This window comes from Streptomyces sp. NPDC041713 (assembly GCF_055591085.1).
Genome location: NZ_JBVIZY010000008.1, coordinates 198,655 through 218,667, shown reverse-complemented (window position 1 = coordinate 218,667; position 20,013 = coordinate 198,655). Strand labels below are relative to the sequence as shown.

At 73.0% G+C, this 20,013-nt stretch carries 18 protein-coding genes; 6 read left to right on the top strand and 12 right to left on the bottom strand.

Annotation, left to right across the window (positions count from 1 at the left end; translation table 11 throughout):
* Nucleotides 1–46 precede the first annotated feature (46 nt).
* Together ACZ6CV_RS24765 and ACZ6CV_RS24760 are read left to right on the top strand one after the other, a co-directional pair.
* Nucleotides 47–622, top strand: a complete 576-nt coding sequence (locus tag ACZ6CV_RS24765) for a TerD family protein (RefSeq protein WP_355806729.1) — start codon at nt 47–49, stop codon at nt 620–622.
* A gap of 76 nt (nt 623–698) precedes the next feature.
* Entirely contained in the window at nt 699–1,106 is a 408-nt protein-coding gene (locus ACZ6CV_RS24760; RefSeq protein WP_469252898.1) for a CoA-binding protein, read from the top strand.
* Nucleotides 1,107–1,155: 49 nt separating this feature from the next.
* Here ACZ6CV_RS24760 and ACZ6CV_RS24755 read toward each other — a convergent pair whose 3' ends face one another.
* Complete coding sequence (locus ACZ6CV_RS24755; protein ID WP_469253026.1) at nt 1,156–2,217, bottom strand: PucR family transcriptional regulator; 1,062 nt, start codon at nt 2,215–2,217, stop codon at nt 1,156–1,158.
* A gap of 185 nt (nt 2,218–2,402) precedes the next feature.
* On the opposite strand from ACZ6CV_RS24755, the gene ACZ6CV_RS24750 reads away from it, so the two are divergent.
* Complete coding sequence (locus tag ACZ6CV_RS24750; RefSeq protein ID WP_355806725.1) at nt 2,403–2,843, top strand: nitroreductase family deazaflavin-dependent oxidoreductase; 441 nt, start codon at nt 2,403–2,405, stop codon at nt 2,841–2,843.
* Between the two features lie 54 nt (nt 2,844–2,897).
* Here the strand turns inward: ACZ6CV_RS24750 and ACZ6CV_RS24745 are convergent, their stop codons facing one another.
* The 3 genes from ACZ6CV_RS24745 to ACZ6CV_RS24735 all read right to left on the bottom strand — a co-directional run bounded on the left by ACZ6CV_RS24745 (nt 2,898) and on the right by ACZ6CV_RS24735 (nt 5,889).
* Complete coding sequence (locus ACZ6CV_RS24745) at nt 2,898–3,506, bottom strand: CGNR zinc finger domain-containing protein (RefSeq protein ID WP_469252897.1); 609 nt, start codon at nt 3,504–3,506, stop codon at nt 2,898–2,900.
* A gap of 128 nt (nt 3,507–3,634) precedes the next feature.
* Nucleotides 3,635–4,804, bottom strand: coding sequence for an NADH:flavin oxidoreductase (locus ACZ6CV_RS24740; RefSeq protein ID WP_469252896.1), 1,170 nt, complete (start codon nt 4,802–4,804; stop codon nt 3,635–3,637).
* Between the two features lie 107 nt (nt 4,805–4,911).
* Nucleotides 4,912–5,889: a tellurite resistance/C4-dicarboxylate transporter family protein gene (locus ACZ6CV_RS24735; protein WP_469252895.1), complete on the bottom strand. Its 978-nt coding sequence runs from the start codon at nt 5,887–5,889 to the stop codon at nt 4,912–4,914.
* A 185-nt stretch (nt 5,890–6,074) separates the two neighbouring features.
* Between ACZ6CV_RS24735 and ACZ6CV_RS24730 the strand changes: the two genes are divergently transcribed.
* The 3 genes from ACZ6CV_RS24730 (at nt 6,075) to ACZ6CV_RS24720 (ending at nt 11,152) form a co-directional block, all read left to right on the top strand.
* Complete coding sequence (locus ACZ6CV_RS24730; RefSeq protein ID WP_469253025.1) at nt 6,075–7,352, top strand: ATP-grasp domain-containing protein; 1,278 nt, start codon at nt 6,075–6,077, stop codon at nt 7,350–7,352.
* A gap of 95 nt (nt 7,353–7,447) precedes the next feature.
* Nucleotides 7,448–9,487: a CocE/NonD family hydrolase gene (locus ACZ6CV_RS24725; RefSeq protein WP_469252894.1), complete on the top strand. Its 2,040-nt coding sequence runs from the start codon at nt 7,448–7,450 to the stop codon at nt 9,485–9,487.
* Between the two features lie 120 nt (nt 9,488–9,607).
* Entirely contained in the window at nt 9,608–11,152 is a 1,545-nt protein-coding gene (locus ACZ6CV_RS24720) for an FAD-dependent oxidoreductase (protein WP_469252893.1), read from the top strand.
* A 20-nt stretch (nt 11,153–11,172) separates the two neighbouring features.
* Here ACZ6CV_RS24720 and ACZ6CV_RS24715 read toward each other — a convergent pair whose 3' ends face one another.
* From ACZ6CV_RS24715 to ACZ6CV_RS24680, 8 genes are all read right to left on the bottom strand, one after another.
* Complete coding sequence (locus ACZ6CV_RS24715; protein WP_469252892.1) at nt 11,173–12,423, bottom strand: carboxylesterase family protein; 1,251 nt, start codon at nt 12,421–12,423, stop codon at nt 11,173–11,175.
* A gap of 112 nt (nt 12,424–12,535) precedes the next feature.
* Nucleotides 12,536–13,510 (bottom strand): anti-sigma factor RsbA family regulatory protein, encoded by a 975-nt coding sequence (locus ACZ6CV_RS24710; protein ID WP_469252891.1) that lies wholly within the window; start codon nt 13,508–13,510, stop codon nt 12,536–12,538.
* Complete coding sequence (locus ACZ6CV_RS24705; RefSeq protein ID WP_469252890.1) at nt 13,507–14,406, bottom strand: MEDS domain-containing protein; 900 nt, start codon at nt 14,404–14,406, stop codon at nt 13,507–13,509. The genes ACZ6CV_RS24710 and ACZ6CV_RS24705 overlap by 4 nt, the downstream gene beginning before the upstream one ends.
* A gap of 153 nt (nt 14,407–14,559) precedes the next feature.
* On the bottom strand, nt 14,560–14,934 hold the full coding sequence (locus ACZ6CV_RS24700) for a VOC family protein (RefSeq protein ID WP_359330432.1): 375 nt from the start codon (nt 14,932–14,934) through the stop codon (nt 14,560–14,562).
* 26 nt (nt 14,935–14,960) lie between these two features.
* Nucleotides 14,961–16,148 carry an XdhC family protein gene (locus ACZ6CV_RS24695; RefSeq protein WP_469252889.1) on the bottom strand — a complete coding sequence of 396 codons (1,188 nt, stop codon included), beginning with the start codon at nt 16,146–16,148 and terminating at the stop codon, nt 14,961–14,963.
* Entirely contained in the window at nt 16,141–18,279 is a 2,139-nt protein-coding gene (locus ACZ6CV_RS24690) for a xanthine dehydrogenase family protein molybdopterin-binding subunit (protein ID WP_469252888.1), read from the bottom strand. The genes ACZ6CV_RS24695 and ACZ6CV_RS24690 overlap by 8 nt, the downstream gene beginning before the upstream one ends.
* Entirely contained in the window at nt 18,276–19,268 is a 993-nt protein-coding gene (locus ACZ6CV_RS24685) for an FAD binding domain-containing protein (protein WP_469252887.1), read from the bottom strand. Before ACZ6CV_RS24685 ends, ACZ6CV_RS24690 begins: the two co-directional genes overlap by 4 nt.
* On the bottom strand, nt 19,265–19,807 hold the full coding sequence (locus ACZ6CV_RS24680) for a (2Fe-2S)-binding protein (protein WP_362373421.1): 543 nt from the start codon (nt 19,805–19,807) through the stop codon (nt 19,265–19,267). The genes ACZ6CV_RS24685 and ACZ6CV_RS24680 overlap by 4 nt, the downstream gene beginning before the upstream one ends.
* Nucleotides 19,808–20,013 lie beyond the last annotated feature (206 nt).

The window sequence follows — 20,013 nt, the reverse complement described above, 5'->3', positions numbered from 1 at the left end:
ATCCGATATCCGGCATCCACACACACTCGGACCTCAGGAGGACATCGTGGGAGTTTCCCTGGCCAAGGGCGGCAACGTCTCGCTCAGCAAGGAGGCACCGGGCCTCACCGCCGTGCTGGTCGGCCTGGGATGGGACGTGCGCACCACGACCGGCACCGACTACGACCTCGACGCCAGCGCGCTGCTCTGCGACGACTCCGGCAAGGTCGTCTCCGACCAGCACTTCGTCTTCTACAACAACCTCACGAGCCCCGACGGCTCGGTCGAGCACACCGGTGACAACCTCACCGGTGAGGGCGAGGGCGACGACGAGGCCGTGAAGGTCAACCTCGCGCAGGTGCCCGCCGACATCTCGAAGATCGTCTTCCCGGTGTCGATCCACGACGCCGAGACGCGCGGCCAGAGCTTCGGCCAGGTCCGCAACGCGTTCATCCGCGTGGTGAACCAGGCCGACGGCGTGGAGATCGCCCGTTACGACCTGTCCGAGGACGCCTCGACCGAGACCGCCATGGTCTTCGGCGAGCTCTACCGGCACGGTGCCGAGTGGAAATTCCGCGCGGTCGGTCAGGGTTACGCCAGTGGGCTGCGCGGCATCGCGTCGGACTTCGGTGTGAACGTCTGACGCGTCCGGCGCCCGGCGAGCGGCGCCCACGGCTCCGACGGCACCCGGCCGCGGAGCCCGATCGAGGAGGCAGGTCATGTACGGCGACCAGGAGACGGTCCGCAAGATCCTCACGGAGTCCGGTGACACCTGGGCGGTCGTCGGCCTGTCCAACAACCGGGACCGGGCGGCGTACGGCGTCGCGGCCGTCCTGCGGCGTTTCGGCAAGCGGGTCGTGCCGATCCATCCCAAGGCCGAGACGGTCCACGGCGAGCAGGGGTATGCGTCCCTGTCCGCCGTGCCGTTCCCGGTCGACGTGGTGGACGTGTTCGTGAACAGCGCGCTGGCGGGCCAGGTCGCCGACGAGGCGGTCGCCGCCGGCGCGCGGGCGGTGTGGTTCCAGCTCGACGTGGTCGACGAGGCCGCGTACGACAGGACGCGTGCCGCGGGTCTCGACATGGTCATGAACCGCTGCCCCGCCATCGAGATCCCGCAACTGGGCTGAATTGCCCCGGTTCCGGGCCGTCGGCGACCGCTGGAGCAGCGGTCGCCGCTCAGAACGGCTGGGCGGGCCAGTCCAGGAGCCGGGCCCCGATCACCGCCGTCTGCAGCGTGTAGCGGTGCACGGGGTCCGACGGGCTGGCCCCGGTGAGACGGTGGATGCGGTCCAGGCGGTAGGTGAGCGCGCGCACGCTGAGGGAAAGCCTGCGGGCCGCCTCCGCCGCGACGCAGCCCGCGTCGAAGTAGGCGGCGAGCGTGTCGATGAGGGGCTGCGCCCCGCCGCGCGCCTGTCGCAGCGGGCCGAGCGTGTGCAGCACCAGATCGGTCATGGCCTGCCGGTCGCGGGTCAGCACGGGGTAGACGAGCAGGTCGGCGGCGCGCAGCAACGGCCCGTCGAGTTCGAGCCGTTCGGCCAGGTCCAGGGCGTTGAGCGCCTCCTCGTACGACTGGACCACACCGCCGGGGCCGGGCTGCGGGCGGCCGATGACGACGCGGCCGCCGTCGGTGGCGGTGTACGCGTGCTTGGCGAAGAAGGAGAGCACCTCGCCCTGGTCGCCGGGGGCGATGCAGACGAGCCGGCCGTCCTTGGTGGTGACCAGGATGCTGCGGTCCCCGAACCGGCCGATCAGCGCACGCTCGACCTCGCGGGCCACCGCGTCGCCCTCCTCGTACTCGCGGGCCCCCTGGGCGACGGCGACCGCGTGCTCGTACGAGAGGCGCAGCCCGAAGCGTTCCGCGCGCTCGGCGAGCAGGCCGAGGTCGCTGCGCCCGTGCAACAGGTCGTCGATGAACTCCCGCCGGGCGGCCTCCTCCTGACGGACCGCCAGGCGCTGGGCGCGTTCGTACCCCGCGGCGAGGGCGTCCACGGCCTGCTCGGCCGCGGCCAGCACGCTGTCCACGGAGCCCGTCGCCCCGGCGGGCCAGTGCTCACGGGTCGCCGCCAGGTGCACGCGCACCAGGGCCCGCAGCCCGAGCCCCGCCTCGGCGGCCCGCTCCCCCAGCGCGCGCCGCGAGTCCAGCTCCTCGCGGGTGGGCCTGCGCCCGGTCGCGGCCGCGGCCGCGAGCATCGGCGCATAGCCGTCGAGATACTCCTCGGGTATGCCGTGCCCCGCCATGGTCCGCCCCCACTGCCGCGATGACCCGCTGTCACCGTGATGAATCATTTGAGGCATTTCTAACGCATCGGTCGCCGTGGGCGTTCGGCAGGTCCGGGTGGGCGGGTGGGGCGATCGGGGGACGCGTTCGGGTGAGGCGGTGGCGGAAGCGGAACAAGACGGGATCGCCTCGCGTTGGGCGAGGTATGCCTCTGACTGGTGAATACGAGCCCGGTACGTGGGACTGGGCGAGCAAGCAGGTCGTCGAGTACGAGAGCTCCGGCGGTAAGGAGGGGACGACCATGCAGGGCAAGCCCGTCATCGTCCTCACCTCGGTCGGCGCCAAGAGCGGCAAGCTCCGCAAGAACCCCCTGATGCGCGTCGAGCACGCCGGGGAGTACGCGGTGGTGGCCTCGAAGGGCGGTGATCCGGCGAACCCGTCCTGGTACCACAACCTCGTCAACAACCCTCATGTGGAGCTGCAGGACGGCCCCGTGAAGAAGGACTACCGCGCGCGGGTCGCCTCCGGCGAGGAGCGCGAGCTCTGGTGGGAGCGGGCGGTGGCGGCGTGGCCGGACTACGCCGAGTACCAGAAGAAGACGTCCCGCGAGATCCCGCTCTTCGTCCTGACCCCGATCGAGTCCTGATCCGTCGGGCGGCGGCCGCGCCTCGGTCGGTCGCCGCCGAAGGAGCTCCGACGCCTACCGCTCCCGCTGCCGGGCGCGGTAGGCGCGCAGGTTCGCCGTGTTGCCGCACGTCTTGACGTCGTGCCAGACCCCGCTGTTGTTGCGGGAACGGTCGTAGAACGCCACGCGGCACTCGGGATTGCGGCAGGTTTTCAAGCGCCGCGCGGTGTCCGCCCGCTGCCCCTCGTAGACCTCGGCCAGGACGAGCGCGACGAGCCGATGCCCACCGTGGCCTCGGACTTCGAGCTGTACGACGCCGTCGCCCCCGAGCCGCAGCACGGCCTCGCCGGAGTGCTCCGGGATCTCCGCGAGCTCCGGGATCTCCGGGTGACCCCCGGCCGGGCTCCCCGCGCCCCGCACGGCGGCCTCCCGCAGTGCGTCACGAAAGCCCCTGAGTTCACGCAACCCCGCTTCGTCCAGCGTCACACGCGGCGCCTGCCGCCCCGTGACGGCCGCCCACGCCGCGATGGCCCCGTCCGTCCACTTCTGCGCGTCCGCCACATCGGCGAGCAGGTCCCGGTGTGCGGGCCCGCCCGCGGCGACGGTGTTGAGCAGATCCTGGACGAGTGCGAGGCCGCCGGGCGCGGATTCCAGGCGGTACCGCTCGGTCGCCGGCCAGGTCATGGTGGATCACTCTCCGGGGTTCGTACGCGGGTTCGTACGCGGGGTTCGTACGGGGCGCCCTCACTCTTTCACGTCGGTCGCGACCGGCCCGGGCGTGCGCGCGACCACACCGGGCCGGCAGCGGCGCCTCACACCAGAGTGCTCAACTGCGCCGCGTCGTAGGGCACCGCTTCGTCGAGGCGGCCGGTCAGCGCCTTCGTGGGCCAGTCGGGGTCGGCCAGCAGGGCGCGGGCGACGGCGACCAGATCGAACTCGTCGCGCTCCAGCCGGTCCAGGAGCGGGCCGATGCCGGTGACCCCGGAACGCTGCGTGCGCCCCGGCGCGCCCGCGAACTGCCGGTCGAGGCCCACCGAGCCGACCGTGACGGACGGTTTGCCGGTGAGCTTCTTGGTCCAGCCCGCGAGGTTCAGGTCGCTGCCCTCGAATTCGGGGAGCCAGTAACGGCGGGTCGAGGCGTGGAAGGCGTCGGCTCCCGCATCGGCGAGCGGTGTGAGCAGGGCCTCCAGTTCGCGGGGGTGCGCGGCGATCCGTGCGTCGTAGTGGTCGGTCTTCCACTGCGAGAGGCGGAACAGGACCGGGAATCCGGGCGAGACCGCGCCCCGCACCGCGGCGACGATCTCGGCGGCGAACCGGGCGCGGGAGGCGGGGTCGCCGCCGTAGGCGTCGGTACGGGTGTTGGTGCCGCGCCACAGGAAGGCGTCGATCAAGTAGCCGTGGGCGCCGTGCAGTTCGACGCCGTCGAAGCCGATGCGCTCGGCGGTGGCGGCGGCCTCGGCGAAGGCGCGGACGACCGCGTCGATGTCGTCGAGCGTCATGGCCCTGCCGTGCGGACGCCCGTCGAGGTCGAGGCCGGACGGCCCCTCGGCGGGGACGCCGGGGTGCGGGGCCGCGCCGGTGCGCAGCACCCCGGTGTGCCAGAGCTGCGGCATGATGCGGCCGCCCGCCGCGTGCACGTGTTCGACCACCCGCGCCCAGCCGGCCAGCGCCCGCTCACCGTAGAAGTGCGGCACCCGGTCGTAGGCGGCGGCCGCGTCCCGGCGTATGTAGGTGCCCTCCGTGATGATCAGGCCGGCACCCCCGGCGGCGCGCCGCGCGTAGTACGCCGCGACGTCCTCGCCGGGCACTCCGTCCGGCGAGAACCGCCGGGTCACCGCGGCCATCGCGATGCGGTTGCGCAGGGTCAGGCCGCCGAGGGCGAAGGGGCGGCCCAACAGGCGTGCGGCGCGCGGATCTTGATCGGGCAGGGCGTCTTCGCGGTGGCCCGCAGGGGTGCGCCGCGCCGTTTCCACAGTCTCCATGGCAGGTTCCTCTGCTCGTGCGTACGAGAACCTCGTGAGTACGAGAACTACGAAAGAAGCGTAATCGCTTTACCTCTGTCGCTCGTCGTTGTTCCGGGTGAGGTGGATCACGACGATCCACGGACTCGCCCCGCCACCGACCGGACCGTCCCCACGAACACGCACACCCAGACCGCCACGGCGATCCACAGCAGCACCCGCCCCGGTTGCCACAGCCAGGAGACGCCCGTCGCGGCGCTCACCGAGAGGGTGGCGACCGCCGTCATGCCCATGGGGAAGGCCGTGGCCCAGCGCCGCACGTCGTACCGAAGCCGTGGCCTGCGTACCTCCGCGGCGAGCAGGACGACGTACCAGGCGAGGTCCAGCGCGAGCGCGATCAGCGTCACCGCGCGCAGCACGTCGTGCCGGGCCCCGGTGACCAGCGGCGCGGCGAGCAGCTTCGCTCCCGCGAGCGCCGAGATCGCCAGTGCTCCACCCGCCACCCACTGGTCGCCCGCCCCGGCGCTGACCTGCGCCAGGTCGAAGCGGGCGAAGGCGGCCCCGTACAGCACCAGGCCGAGGCAGAAGAACACCGCGGCGACAGCCGAGAGCGGGCGCGCGGGCAGGACGGCGGCCAGGGTGGCGGACAGGACCGCGATGGCCTGGGTGGCGACACAGACGAGGAAGACCGCGCCCGGCATGCGGTGCCCCCAGTGCCGCACCACGGCGGGCAGCAGGACCAGCCAGAGGACGGCGGTGAGCAGCAGGAGGGCCAGGGCGACGGGCGAGCGTCCGAGGAGCGCGAGGCGCGTGCCGAGCACGCCGGTCGCGGCGACCGCGGTGAGCGCGGCGGGGGTGTCCGCCTCCGACCGCCAGCGGGTCCGCCGGCTCAGCAGCCGGAGCGCGAAGGCGGCGGCGAGCCCGAGCCAGGCGGCGCAGGCCAGGACCAGCGCGATACGCGAGAGCGTCTCGTGTCCGAGGAGGTACAGGCCCACGGAGATGATCCCCGTGGCCATCACCGCGGAGCCCGCCGCGGGCGGCAGCGCCGTCCACCAGGCGGCGAGGCGTGCTGCGCGTGTCGTCTGCGGGCCCGGTCCCGGGGTCATGGCCCCAGCATCGGGGCCCCGGCCAGGACGCGCCGACCGGACGGGGCCGATCGGCGTGCCGGGAGTCATGGATCTCCCCGCGGTCCGGCTACGTGTGCCTGTCCGGGCAGCGGGGTACGCGGCCGCTTCAACCCATTTGAAGGAGCATCGTGGCTGTACAGCGCAGGAACATTTTCGTGATCGGTATGGACGAGGCCAATGTGCCCGCCCTGGAGAGCGTCCCCCGTGCGGATGAGTACCGTTTCCACCCGCTGCTCACGGTCGAGGAGCTCCAGGGCGGCGAGGTGTCCGTGCCGGCGCTGATCGAGAAGGCGCAGTCGGTCCTCGACTCCTTCGACGGCACCATCGACGCGATCGTCGGCTACTGGGACTTCCCGGTCAGCACGCTCGTGGCGATCCTGGGCGAGCGGTACGGCACGCACCACACCAGCCTGGAATCGATCGTCAAGTGCGAGCACAAGTACTGGAGCCGGCTGGAGCAGCAGAAGGTCATCGACGAGCATCCGCGCTTCGGCCGGGTCGATCTGGACACGGACGACCCGAAGCCTCCCGAGGGCGTGCGGTTCCCCATGTGGCTCAAGCCCGCGCTCTCCTACTCCTCCGAGCTGGCCTACGGCGTCAAGGACGAGGACGAGTTCCGCGAGGCCGTCGCCCGCATCAAGGAGGGCATCAGCCGGGTCGGCCGGCCCTTCGAGTACATACTCAAGCAAGTGGATCTGCCGCCCGAGATGGAGGGCGTCGGCGGCGAGGTCTGCCTCGCGGAGGAGGCGCTCTCGGGCATCCAGGTCGCCGTGGAGGGTTACGTCTACCGCGGTGAGGTCACCGTCTACGGTGTGCTCGACTCGATCAACTACCCCGACTCGTCCTGCTTCCTGCGCCACCAGTACCCCTCGGCCCTGCCGGAGCCCGTACAGCAGCGCCTGCACGACGTGTCGAAGCGGGTGATCCGGCAGATCGGCATGGACGCGGCGACGTTCAGCATCGAGTACTTCTACGACCCGAGCACCGACGCCATCAACCTCCTGGAGATCAACCCCCGGCACTCCCAGGCGCACGCGGAGCTCTTCGCCTACGTCGACGGCGTCCCCAACCACCACTGCATGGTCAGCCTCGCCTTCGACGAGGACCCCGCGCTCCCCTACCGCGAGGGGCCGTACGCGGCGTCGGCCAAGTGGTACTACCGGTGGTTCGCCGACGGCGTCGCGCACGAGGTGCCGACGCGCGAGGAGATCGACCGGATCGAGCGGGAGATCCCGGGCGTGCGGATCGACGTCGGCGTCGAGGAGGGACGGCGGCTCTCCGACGCCACCCACCAGGACAGCTACAGCTTCGAGCTGGCGCACATCAGCACCGGCGGTGACAGTGAGGAGGACCTGCGCCGCAAGTACGACCGGTCGGTGGCCGCGCTCGGGCTCTCCTTCGACGGCACCGAGCCCGGCGGACGCGACGTCACCAACGACTGACCGCGGCCCGGCCACCCGCACCGACCGCCGCCACCCACCCCCCGCACGAACCCGCCCGCCCGGCGGGAAGGCAACCGAGAGGACGGCACCGCTCCATGCGTCACGTGGACCATCTCCCGTACGCGACGAAAGAAGAAGAACACGTCGTCATCCCCATGTCCGACGGCGTCCGGCTGTCGGCCCGCATCTGGCGCCCCACGTCATCGGACGACACCCCGGTGCCGGCCGTCCTGGAGTACATCCCCTACCGCAAGCGGGATCTGAGCTCGCAGCGCGACTCGATGCACCACCCCTACATCGCGGGGCACGGGTACGCGTGCGTGCGGGTGGACCTGCGCGGCACCGGCGAGTCCGAGGGCGTCCTCACCGACGAGTACGTCGAGCAGGAGCAGACCGACGCCGAGGAGGTGCTCGCCTGGCTGGCGGAGCAGCCCTGGTGCGACGGCGCCACCGGCATGATGGGCATCTCCTGGGGCGCGTTCGCCGCCCTGCAGGTCGCCGCCCGCCGGCCCGAGAGCCTGCGCGCGATCGTCATTTCCTCGTTCACCGACGACCGCTACGCCGACGACATGCACTACATGGGCGGCGCGATGCTGTCCGACAACCTCGCCGAGGCGGGCACGATGTTCGCCTACGCGACCTGTCCGCCGGATCCGGCGGTGGTCGGCGAGCGCTGGCGGGACATGTGGCACGAGCGGCTCGACGCCGCCAAGCCGTGGGTGCTCGAGTGGCTGCGCCACCAGCGCCGCGACGACTACTGGCGGCACGCGTCGGTCTGCGAGAACTACCGGGACGTCCGCTGCCCGGTCCTCGCCTCCAGCGGCTGGGCCGACGGCTACTCCAACGCGGTGACCCGGCTGCTCGGCAACCTCGACGTGCCCCGCAAGGGCCTCATCGGCCCCTGGTCGCACAAGTATCCGCACCTGGGCGAGCCCGGCCCCGCCATCGGCTACCTCCAGGAGGTGGTGCGCTGGTGGGACCACTGGCTCAAGGGCGAGGACAACGGCGTGATGGACGGGCCGATGCTGCAGACCTGGATGCAGGAGAGCGTGCCGCCGTCGACCTCGTACGAGGAACGCCCGGGCCGCTGGGTCGCCGAACCGGAGTGGCCCTCCCCGCACATCACCGAGGTCAGCCACCCACTGCGGCGGCACCGCATCGTGATGGCGCAGGACGCAGGCGCGGACGCGGCGGCCGAGGGCGAGGCCATGACCGTGCAGTCACCGCTCTCCGTGGGCCAGTTCGGCGGAAAGTGGGCCTCCTACAACGCGCCCCCGGACCTGCCCTACGACCAGCGCGAGGAGGACGGCGGCTCCCTCGTCTTCGACTCCCCCGAGCTGACCGAGACGGTGGAGATCCTCGGGTCCCCCGCCGTGGAGCTCGACCTGTCGGTCAGCGAGCCGGTGGCCACGGTCGCCGCGCGCCTCTCCGACGTCGCCCCGGACGGCAGCGCCACCCGGGTCACCTACGGCGTGCTCAACCTGACCCGCAGGGACGGCACGGGCGAGCCCGAACCCCTGGAGCCTGGCCGCCGCTACCGGGCGACCCTCCAGCTGAACGGCGTCGCCCAGTCCTTCCCGCCCGGCCACCGCATCCGGCTCTCGCTGTCCACCTCGTACTGGCCGCTGGCCTGGCCCCCGCCCCGGCCCGCGCTGCTCAGCCTGTACGAGGGGACCAGCGCGCTGCGCCTGCCGGTGCGCCCGACGGCGGAACCGGACGGCGCGCCGCGGCGCCCCTTCGGTGAACCCGAGGGCACCCGGCCCCTGTCCACCACCCAGATCACCCCGTCGGACCAGCGCTGGGAGGTCAAGCGGGACCTGATCGGCTACGACTGGGCGCTGGAGATCGTCAAGGACCGCGGCACCGTGCGCTACGACGAGATCGGACTCGACGTCGGCTGCCGGGCCTACGAGCGGTACACGGCGACCGGGGACGACTTCACCTCGGTCGGCGGTGAGACGGACTGGACGATGCGGTTCCAGCGGGGCGACTGGGACGTGCACGTACGGACCCGGACGGTGATGACGTGCGACGAGGACAACTTCTTCGTCGACGCGACGCTGGACGGCTACGAGGGCGAGCGCCGGGTCTTCTCGCGCACCTGGAACGAGACGCTCCCGCGCGACTGGCTCTGACCCGCCTCCCGGCGGCGGGCGGCGCGGCGGCCGGGTTTGTCCCGCGGGTCACGGGAGACTCGCACCCACCGGATGCCGAGAGACCTTGGAGGTCACCATGTCCACCGTCAGGGGCCGCGCATGACCAGCAACGCGTCCGATCCGCTGCCGGGCCGCCCGGAGTCGTACTGGATGGAGACCGCCCCGGCGCCGTCCCATCCGCCCCTGTCCGACGACATCGAGGTGGACGTCGTCGTGGTGGGCGGCGGCGTCGCCGGTCTGAGCACGGCGTGGGAGCTGGCCCGCGAGGGCCGCTCCGTTGCCGTCCTCGAGGCCGACCGCATCGCCGCCGGCGTCACCGGCCACACCACCGCCAAACTGACGGCCCTGCACTCCCTGGTGTACGAGCGGCTGCGCCGCACCCGCGGACCTGAGGCCGCCCGCTTCTACGCGGAGTCGCAGCAGCAGGCGGTGGAGCACGTGGCGTCGGTCGCCGCCGAGCTCGGCATCGACTGCGATCTGGAGCGCGCGCCCGCCTACACCTACACCACCCGGGCCGCGGACACGGACGAGCTGCGGGCCGAGGCCGCCGCGGCCCGGGAGGCGGGACTCCCCGCGGTGTACACGGAGGAGACCGGTCTGCCGTTCCCGGTGGCGGGCGCGGTGCGGGTGGACGACCAGGCGCAGTTCCACCCCCGCACCTATCTGCTGGCGCTCGCCGAGGACCTGCGGGCGCGCGGCGGCGTCATCCACGAGCGCTCCCGGGTGACCGGCCTGCACGAGGGCTCGCCCTGCACGGTGACCACCGAGGCCGGGCACACGGTCACCGCGCGGGCCGTCGTCGTCGCCACCCACTACCCGGTCTTCGACCGCGCCCTGCTGTTCGCCCGGCTCTCCCCCCGGCGTGAACTCGTGGTGGCCGCTCCGCTGACCGGCCAGGACCCGGGCGGCATGTACATCACGCAGGAGGAGGGCAAGCGTTCGGTGCGGACCGCGCCGTACGGTGACGGCGGGCGGCTCCTCATCGTCACCGGTGACAGCTTCACGCCGGGCACGGGTGACGCCGTCGCGGGCTTCGCCTCCCTCAACGCGTGGATGCGGGAGCGCTTCGACGTCGGCGAGACGCTCTACCGGTGGGCGGCGCAGGACAACGACGTCAGCGACGGCGTGCCGATGGTCGGCCCCTTCCACCCCGGCGCCCGGCACACCTATGTGGCGACCGGGTTCGGCGGGTGGGGCATGAGCGGCGGCGTCATGGCCGGGCAGTTGCTCGCCAAGATGATCGGCGGGCAGAAGTCCCCGTGGGCCGACCTGTACGACCCGCGCAGGCTGTGGAGCACCCTGCGGGAGGCGCCCGGCCTGCTGAGCCAACAGGCCGAGGTGGCACGGCACTTCATCGGCGACCGGCTCCGTACGACCCATGTCGACTCGGTGGACGACATCCCCGCCGGGGCCGGAGCGGTGGTCCGCGTCGAGGGGCGCCGCTGTGCGGTCCACCGCGACGCGGACGGCGGTCTGCACGCGGTCTCCGCCCGCTGCACCCACCTCGGGTGTCTGGTCGCCTTCAACGAGGCGGAGACGGCATGGGAGTGCCCCTGCCACGGTTCGCGCTTCGCCACCGACGGGGCGGTGCTCCAGGGCCCGGCGACCCGTCCGCTGGAGCGCCGGGAGCTGCCCGGCTCATGAGAGTCCGCGAGCTGCCCGGCTCATGAGAGTCCGCGCCCCGGCCCCTCGGTCGGGGGCGCGGGCAGGTCGACCAGGGGCGCGGGCAGGGCGCCGGGCTTGCCGGTGCGGGCGAAGGTGACCCACGCGGCGCGCAGTGCCCTGCCGATCCGGTCGGTCTCCTCCCACGGGGTGTCCCCCAGCATCGGCGAGCCCTGCCAGGCATCCCGGGTGCCGAAGAGCAGCGGCAGGTCGAGGCAGTGGGTGGCGCCGTAGGGGGACCCGGCGGGGCGCCAGTCGAGCCGGTACGAGAACACCTGGGCCCCGGCGCACGCGAGTTGGGCCCCGTAGCGGGTGAGGGGCTTTTCGTAGACCTCGCGGGTGCGCTCCGCGAGGTCGGCGTCCGTCGCGCCGAACGCGCTCATGTCGTCGGCGTTCCAGCCGTACAGGACGTCGACGCCGCGCACGTTCCCCTCGAACGCGTCCTCGGCGGCGGGCAGCGGGGCGATGCCCTCGACCGGGATGAAGGCGGGGTTCATCGCGCGGCCCACCCTGCGTTGATGTGTCTGCGCCGTCTCGGTCTGGGCCGTGAGGATCGCGGGAACGCCGGCGGTGCGCGGGTCCCCGCCGAGCGCGTCGGCGAAGAGGCGGCCGATGTCGAGGGACGTCTCGTGGGGGCGTGCGGTGGTGCCGATCGGGGCGCTCTGCAGGATCGCGCGGTGGAACAGGCCACGGGTCTCGGGAAGTTGCATCAGGAGACGGATGGAGATGCCGCCGGCCGACTGTCCGGCCACCGTGACATCGGCCGGGTCACCGCCGTAGTCGGCGATGTGCGTCTGGACCCAGCGCAACGCCTCCACCTGGTCGTACAGGCCGAGGTTGCCCTCGCTCACCCCGTCGAGACAGAGGTAACCGAGCGCGCCCAGACGGTAGTTGACGCCCACGACGACCACATCGCCCTCGGCGGCCAGGACCCCTCCGTCGTACCAGTCCATGCAGCCCGCGCCGCTGCTGAACGCGCCGCCGTGCAGCCACACGAGCACCGGTCTGGCTCCCCCGTCCCTGGCCGGTGTGGTGACCGTCAGATTGAGGCAGTCCTCGCCCTGCGGGTGGACGTCGCGGGGCGGGCCCATCACCGCGTCGAGCCGCGAGGGCGGCTGCGGCGGAATCTCTCCGGTGGCGGGGCGGGTGTCGCGCTCGGACACCGGGCGGGGGCGGGCGAAGCGCTCCGCGGTGGCGTAGCGGATCGGACCCGAGCGGACCACGTCCGCGGGGGTCTTCGTCGAGTCGGTCATGCTGGCCCACCTTCCGTGCGCGTACGGCTGACCCGGCGAAGTCTCCGTCACAGGGCCGGAATTGCGCCACCGGCGTGCGGGTGCTGCGTGCCCCGGGGAGCCGGGCTGCCGTTCAGCGACGGAAGTGCATCCGCACCACCGCGCCCTCCGCGCCGAGACGCTCGGTGACGAGGTCGCTCAACTGCCGTACGAGCCACAGTCCGTGGCCCGCCGCCGCCCTGCCGTCCGGCGGGACGTGCCCGAGATAGCCCGCCGTGCCCTCGGCGTGGACGGCGGGTCGTCCGGCCCCGGCGTCGGCGACCTCGCAGACGACCCAGTCGGCGTCGCACCAGAGCCGCAGCGTGCCCCGGCCGCCGCCGAACCGGACGGCGTTCACCACGGCCTCGTGGACGGCGGCGACCATGTCGCGTGCGCGGTCCTCGGCGACCTGACAGCGTCGGGCGTACTCGGCGACGGCTATCCGGGTCGCCACCGACTCGCCCCGCACGAAGGCGACTTCACGGGCCGGGCCGGCCGGATCAGCCAGGGCGGGCGAGGTCCGTGCGAGGGCGTCGCACTCGGCGTAGAAGTCGGCCGGATCGGTGTAGCGGCCGTCGGCGGCCGGGCGGCCGGTGTCCGTGGTGACCTCGGGATGGGTGCGCGCGACGCCGTCGAGCACGTCGTCGGGGACGGCGCGGGCGTCGTAGGGGCAGACGATCCAGTGCGGCGAGGCGGCGAACGCCACGTTGACCAGGGACTCGTAGCGCATCCACTCCCGGGTCTCGAAGCCCGTGCGGTCGGCCCAGACCGGTTCGCCGATGACCCGGACGCGCCGCGCGCCCCCTTCGTCGTGCTCGGCGCAGTAGTCGTTGTACCGGCCCAGCGTGCGGGACGGGAAGTGGTACCAGTCCTGGGCGTCGACGAAGTCGACCTCCCGTGCGGCGCCGCCTAGCGCGTCCCGCAGCAGCGCGATGTTGTGCCGGGCGACTACAGCGAGCACCGCCTCGTCCGCCGCGAGCCCGTCCCGGACGAAGCCGACCGTGCCGGACAGGAACGCGTCGTCCGAGGCGTAGCAGAGCGCCTGGTGGACGAAGCCGCCGCGCGTCATGACTCCTCAGCCCCCGCTCCGAGGCCGAGGCCGGGGGCGCGGTCCCAGCCGGTGACGCGCAGCACCCGGCGTACGTGCGGGGCGGCGCCGTCCAGGACCAGGCCGCCGCCCGACGCGTACAGGCAAAGGCCCGTGTGGAAGAGCAGGCGCAGCGCGCAGATGTCGATGAAGGTGAGACCGCGCAGGTCGAGCCGGGTACGGGGCGGCCCGTACGCCCGGTCGGCGGCGCGGTCGGCCTCGGCGCGCAGGGCGCGGGCCAGCGCGGTGACGTTGCTGTCGTCGATCTCCCCGCACAGGGCGAGACCGGGCGGCGCGAACGTCCGGGTGATCCGCAGCAGTTCGTCCTGCCAGACGTCGTCGGCGACGGCGTGGCCGTGGTGCAGGGCCTCGGCGGCGGTCAGTTCACGGGGGCCGAAGAGTCGTCGGTCGTACAGGCACAGGCCGAGCACGGGCAGGGTCGAGAAGGCGGGTCCGAGCAGCCGCTCGGTCGCGCAGAAACCGCCGGCCGGGCCGTCGTCGCCGTCCGGCGCCATGTCCAGGGCCACCCGCAGCCCCAGGAAGCCGTCGGCCACCGCGGCCTCGGTCTCGCGGCGCACCAGGTCACCCGGGTGTCGCACGGCTCCCGCCGCGCCCGGCCGGGAGCCGGTCCGCAGTCTGCCGGCGGCCAGCGCGCCCGCCACGTCGCATCCCGCGCGGCGCAGGAAGTCCAGCGGGGCGGCCGGTGACGCCTCGTCCGAGGTCAGGAGCAGCGCTCGCTGGCCGGCGGCCAGGCCGTCCGTGAGGAACGCGGCGAGCACCGCCTCGCGTTCCTCGTCCGTGCGGTGGCCGAGGAGGAGATGGTCCCCCGGCCTCATCTGCCCCACGGCCCGCAGGGCAGGAGCCGCGTCCATCCTCATGCACCCCCTCCGTGCACCGCCCGCCGCACCGCTACTCGATGTGGCGGGACGGTTACACGGTACGCATCCGAGCGGCCCGCCGGAACGGCTTCGGTGAAGCGCCGTGCCGGAGGCGGTACGCGACGGACGGTCGGCCGGCCGGCCGAAGGGTCCTCAGCGGAGGTAGTCGGTGTGTCCCTGGTCGTCGAGCCCGAGCGGGCCCTCGGGGATGACGCAGAACTCATTGCCCTCGGGGTCGGCCATCACCAGGAACCCGCCGTCCTCGTACCCCTCGAGTCTGCGTCCTCCGAGCGCCTCGATCCGCTGCTGTTCGGCGGCCGGATCGGAGGTCTCCAGGTCGAGGTGCAGGCGGTTCTTGCCCGGTGCGGGTCCGTCGTTCCGCTGGAACCCGACGAGCAGACCGTTCTCGCGCCGCAGCCATACGTACGGTCCTGTGCGGCCGGTGACCGGCCTGTCGAGCAGTGCGGACCAGAACGCGGCGAGGCGTTCGGGGTCGGCGGCGTCGATGATGAGGGCGTTGATCTTCATGGGGGATTCTCTCCGGAGGTGTCCGGTCAGGCGACCACCCTGGACCGGGACGGCGAGCCGCCGGGTGTGTCGCGGTGGATGGGGTGCCGGGAGCCGGTCAGCGGCCGGCCCGTGCCGCCCTGCCGCGCCGCGACGATCTCCGCGGCGATGGACAGGGCGGTCTCCTCGGGCGTGCGGGCCCCGAGGTCGAGGCCGATCGGCGAGCGCAGGTGGGCCAGTTCGGCCTCGGTGACGCCCTCCGCGCGCAGTCGGCGGTTGCGGTCCTCGTGGGTGCGGCGTGAGCCCATCGCGCCGACGAACGCGACGGGCATCCGCAGCGCCGCCGCGAGGAGCGGCACGTCGAACTTGGCGTCGTGGGTGAGGACGCACAGGACGGTGCGGCCGTCGGTCTCGGTGTCCCGGAGGTAGCGGTGCGGCCAGTCGACGACGATGTCGTCCGCCTCGGGGAAGCGGGCGCGGGTGGCGAAGACGGGACGGGCGTCGCAGAGCGTCACGTGGTAGCCGAGGAACTTGCCCGCGCGGACCAGCGCGGAGGCGAAGTCGACGGCACCGAAGACGATCATGCGCGGGGGCGGTTGGCTCGACTCGACGAGGACGGTCACCTCGGTCCCGCAGTGCGCGCCGCTCTCGGAGACGACGAACTCCCCGGTGCGGCCGGCCGCCAGCAGGGCGCGGCTCTCGCCCCTGGCTGTGCGGTCCAGTTCGGGGTGGCCGCCCAGGGTCCCCTGGTGCGCCGCGCCCCGCCCTTCCTGGTCGGGATCGGCGGACGGCTCGGCGGATGTCACCAGGAGGGGCCTGCCGAGCAGTTCGGCCGGGCCCCGGTACACGCGGGCCAGCGCCACCGCACCGCCGCCGGCCGCGGCGGACAGGGCGGCGGCGAAGACCGCCCTGTCCGGCGCGTCGGCGGCCACCGGGGTGACCAGCACCTCGATGACCCCGCCGCAGGTCAGCCCGACGGCGAAGGCGTCCTCGTCGCTGTAGCCGAACCGTTCGACGACGGCCCGGCCGTCCTGGAGGGCCTCGACGCACAGGTCGTAGACCGCGCCCTCCACACAGCCGCCGGAGACCGAGCCGATGACGGTGCCCTCGCCGTCGACGGCCAGGGCGGCGCCGGGACCGCGCGGCGCGCTGCCGCCGACGCTGACGACCGTGGCGACGGCGAAGTCCCGGCCCTCCCTGATCCACCGGTCGAGGTCGTCGGCGATGTCAAGCACGGGTGGTGTCCCCGGAGCGGGTCCCGGCGCGCAGGATGCGGTCGGGGCGGATGGGCAGCGAGCGGTGCCGCACACCCGTCGCGTGCCAGACGGCGTTGGCGACCGCGGCGGCGGCGCCCACGATGCCGATCTCGCCGATGCCCTTGATGCCGACCGGGTCGTCCGCGTCCGGGTCGGCCACCCAGTCCGCCTCGATCTGCTGCACGTCGGCGTTGGAGGCGATGTGGTAGCCCGCGAGGTCGGGGCCCACGAGACCGCCCGATGCCGCGTCCCTGACCGCCTCCTCGTGCAGCGCCATCGACAGGCCCCAGATCATGCCGCCGACCAACTGGCTGCGTGCGGTCAGCGGGTTGACGATGCGGCCCGCAGCGAAGATGCCGAGCATCCGGCGCACCCGCACCTCGCCCGTGGTGACGTCCACGGCGACCTCGGCGAACTGCGCGCCGAAGGAGTGCCGTTCCTTCTCGCTGAGCGCGCCGATGGCCGCGCCGGTGTCCGCTCCCGCGGTGATGCCCTCCGGCGGGATGTCGCCGCCGGGGACCAGCTTCTCCCGCAGCTCGCGGGCGGCGAGGTTGACCGCCCAGCCCCAGGAGCGGGTGCCCATGGAACCACCGGCGATCATCGCCGGGCCGAAGTCGCTGTCGGCGATCCGGACATGGACCCGGTCCGGGCTCACGTCGAGGGCGTCGGCGGCGATCAGGGTGAGCGCGGTCCGCGCGCCGGTGCCGACGTCCGCGGCGGTGATGCGCACGGTGAAGGTGCCGTCGGCCTCCGCCGTGATCGCCGCGGTACTCGGTGCGACGAGCACCGGGAAGGTGGACGCGGCCGTGCCGGTGCCGATCAGCCAGCGCCCCTCGCGGCGCACGCCGGGGCGTGGGTCGCGGTCGGCCCAGCCGAACCTGCGGGCCCCCTCCTCGTAGCACGCCAGCAGGTTGCGGCTGCTGAAGGGCAGGCCGGAGAGGGGGCCGACGTCGGGTTCGTTGCGGACCCGCAGCGCGATCGGGTCCATGCCGCACGTCTCGGCGAGCTCGTCGAGCGCGGACTCCACGGCGAAGGAGCCGGGCGCCTCGCCCGGGGCGCGTACATAGGTGGGCGTCGGCACGTCGAGGCGGACGAGGCGGTTGACGGTGTGGTGGGCGTCGGCCGCGTACATCGAGCGGCCGTACCCGGCGCTCTCCTCGACGAACTCGTGGACGGTCGACGACAGGCTCTGCGCCTGGTGGTCGAAGGCGAGGAGCCTGCCGTCCTGGTCGGCGCCGAGCCGCACGCGCTGGGTGGTGGGGCTGCGGTAGCCGACGAGCGAGAACAGCTGACGGCGGGTCAGCACCACGCGTACGGGGCGGTGCAGAACGGTCGTCGCCATCACCGCGAGGATCTGGTGGACCCGCAGCCCCTTGGAGCCGAAGGCTCCGCCGACGTGCTCGGACGTCACCCGCACCGAGGCCTGGTCGAGCGAGAACAGCTTCGCGAGCTCGTCGGCGACCCAGGTGCTGCCCTGGTTGGAGTCGACGACTTCGAGGCGGCCGCCGTCCCAGCGCGCGGTCGCCGCGTGCGGCTCCATCGCGCAGTGGTGCTCCTCGGGCGTGGTGTACTCGGCGTCCACCAGGTGGGCGGATGCGGCGAGTTGGGCGTCCAGGTCGCCCTTGCCCTTGCGCATGCTGTCGCCGTCCGGCGTGTACGTGCCCGGGCGTCCCGCGGTGAAGGCGACGTCGTGCGGCTCCTGGTCGTAGTGCACGACGAGCGCCTCGGCCGCCTCCCTGGCCTCCTCGGACGTCTCGGCGACGACGAGCGCCACCGGCCAGCCGACGAACGGCACCCGGTCGTGCTGGAACATCTCGACGATCGGGTCGGGGCGTCCCAGCATGCCGACGTAGTCGCCGTCGACGCGCGGCGCGTTGCCGTGGTGCAGGACGGTCAGGACTCCGGGCATCGCGAGGACGGGTTCGGTGTCGACAGAGCGGACCTTGCCGCGGGCGATCGTGGAGAGCACCAGCCAGCCGTGGGCGAGGTCCGCGAAGGGGATCTCCCCGGCGTAGCGGGCGGCGCCGGTGACCTTGGCGAGGCCCTCGATGCGGGTGTGCGCGGTGCCGACGGCGCTCGTCGCCGCACCGGTCACGGCGGTCGTGGTCATCGGGCGGCCTCCTCGGTGAGTTCGGTCAGCACGGCCACGACAAGGTTGCGGATGAGCGTCACCTTGTAGCCGTTGTCGGGCAGCGCGCGGGCCGCCGCCAGTTCGGCGTCGGCCGCTGCGGCGAACGCCTCGGCATCGGCCGGGCCGCCGATCAGTGCCCGCTCGGCCGCCCTGGCCCGCCACGGCCGGGACGCGACCGCGCCGATGCCGACGCGCACGTCCCGTACGACGCCGTCGTGGACGTCGAGGGCCGCGGCGATCGAGCCGATGGCGAAGGCGTACGAGGCGCGCTCGCGCACCTTGCGGTAGCGGGAGACGGCGGCGACCGGGGCGGGCGGCAGGGTGATGCCGGTGATCAGGGCGCCGGCCGGCAGCGCGGTCTCCAGGTGCGGGGTGTCGCCGACGGGCAGGTAGAACGCGTCGATCGGCAACTCGCCGGGTCCCTGCGCCGATTCGTAGTGCACGACGGCGTCGAAGGCGGCGAGGGCCACACCCATGTCGGAGGGGTGGACGGCCACGCAGTGCTCGGTGGCGCCGAGGATCGCGTGGTTGTGGTGCTCGCCCTCGACCGCGGAGCAACCGGTGCCCGGCTCCCGCTTGTTGCAGGGCTTGCTGAGATCGGTGAAGTAGCCGCAGCGGGTGCGCTGCAGGAGGTTGCCGCCGACCGTCGCCATGTTGCGCAGCTGCCCGGAGGCGCCCGCGAGGACGGCCTGCGCGAGGGCGGGGTAGCGCCGCCGCACCTCGGGGTGGGCGGCGAGGTCGCTGTTGGTGACGGTCGCGCCGATGCGCAGCCCGCCGTCGTCGGTGGTCTCGATCCGGTCCAGGGGCAGTTCGCGTACGTCGACGAGGAGTCCGGGCCGTTCGACGCCGGTCTTCATCAGGTCGACGAGGTTGGTGCCGCCGCCGAGGTAGCGGGCGTCGGGGTCGGCGCCGAGCACGGCGACGGCGCCCGACACGTCGTGGGCCCGCTGGTAGGCGAAGTCCCTCATACCGTCTCCTCCTCGGCGCGCGCGGCCTTGGCGACGGCCTGCGTGATCGCCATGTACGCGCCGCAGCGGCACAGGTTGCCGCTCATCCGCTCGCGGATCTCCTCGGCGGTCAGTTCGGGCACGCCCGCCTCGGGCCGTACATCGGTGGTGGCGGCGCTCGGCCAGCCGTCGGCGTGCTCCTGGAGCGCGCCGAGGGCGGAACAGATCTGCCCCGGGGTGCAGTAGCCGCACTGGAAGCCGTCGAGGTCGAGGAAGGCCTGCTGCACGGGGTGCAGCCGGTCGCCGTCCGCGACGCCCTCGATGGTGGTGATCTCACGCCCTTCGGCGGCGACGGCGAGCTGGAGACAGGAGACGGCGCGGCGGCCGTCGATCAGCACGGTGCAGGCCCCGCACTGGCCCTGGTCGCAGCCCTTCTTGGTGCCGGTCAGATCGAGCCGCTCGCGCAGTGCGTCGAGCAGCGTGGTGCGGTGGTCGACGGACAGTGAGTGCTTCTCGCCGTTGATGTTCAGGGTGACGGCACTGGACGTCGATGGAGCCATGAGCAGCCTTCTTTCGCGAATCGCGTCGAACGAGGCGGTTCGGCGGGAAGTTCGGGAGGATGTGGCGCTGTGCAGGGGGACGTTCCCCCGCACGGTGGCGGCGGGGTCCCCGGCGGCGATGTCTGCCGCTATGGTGAGTCTAAGCGGACACTCGTCCGTTAGTGCTTGAACCTAGCGGACAGTTGTCCGCTCAGCAAGGCGCAACC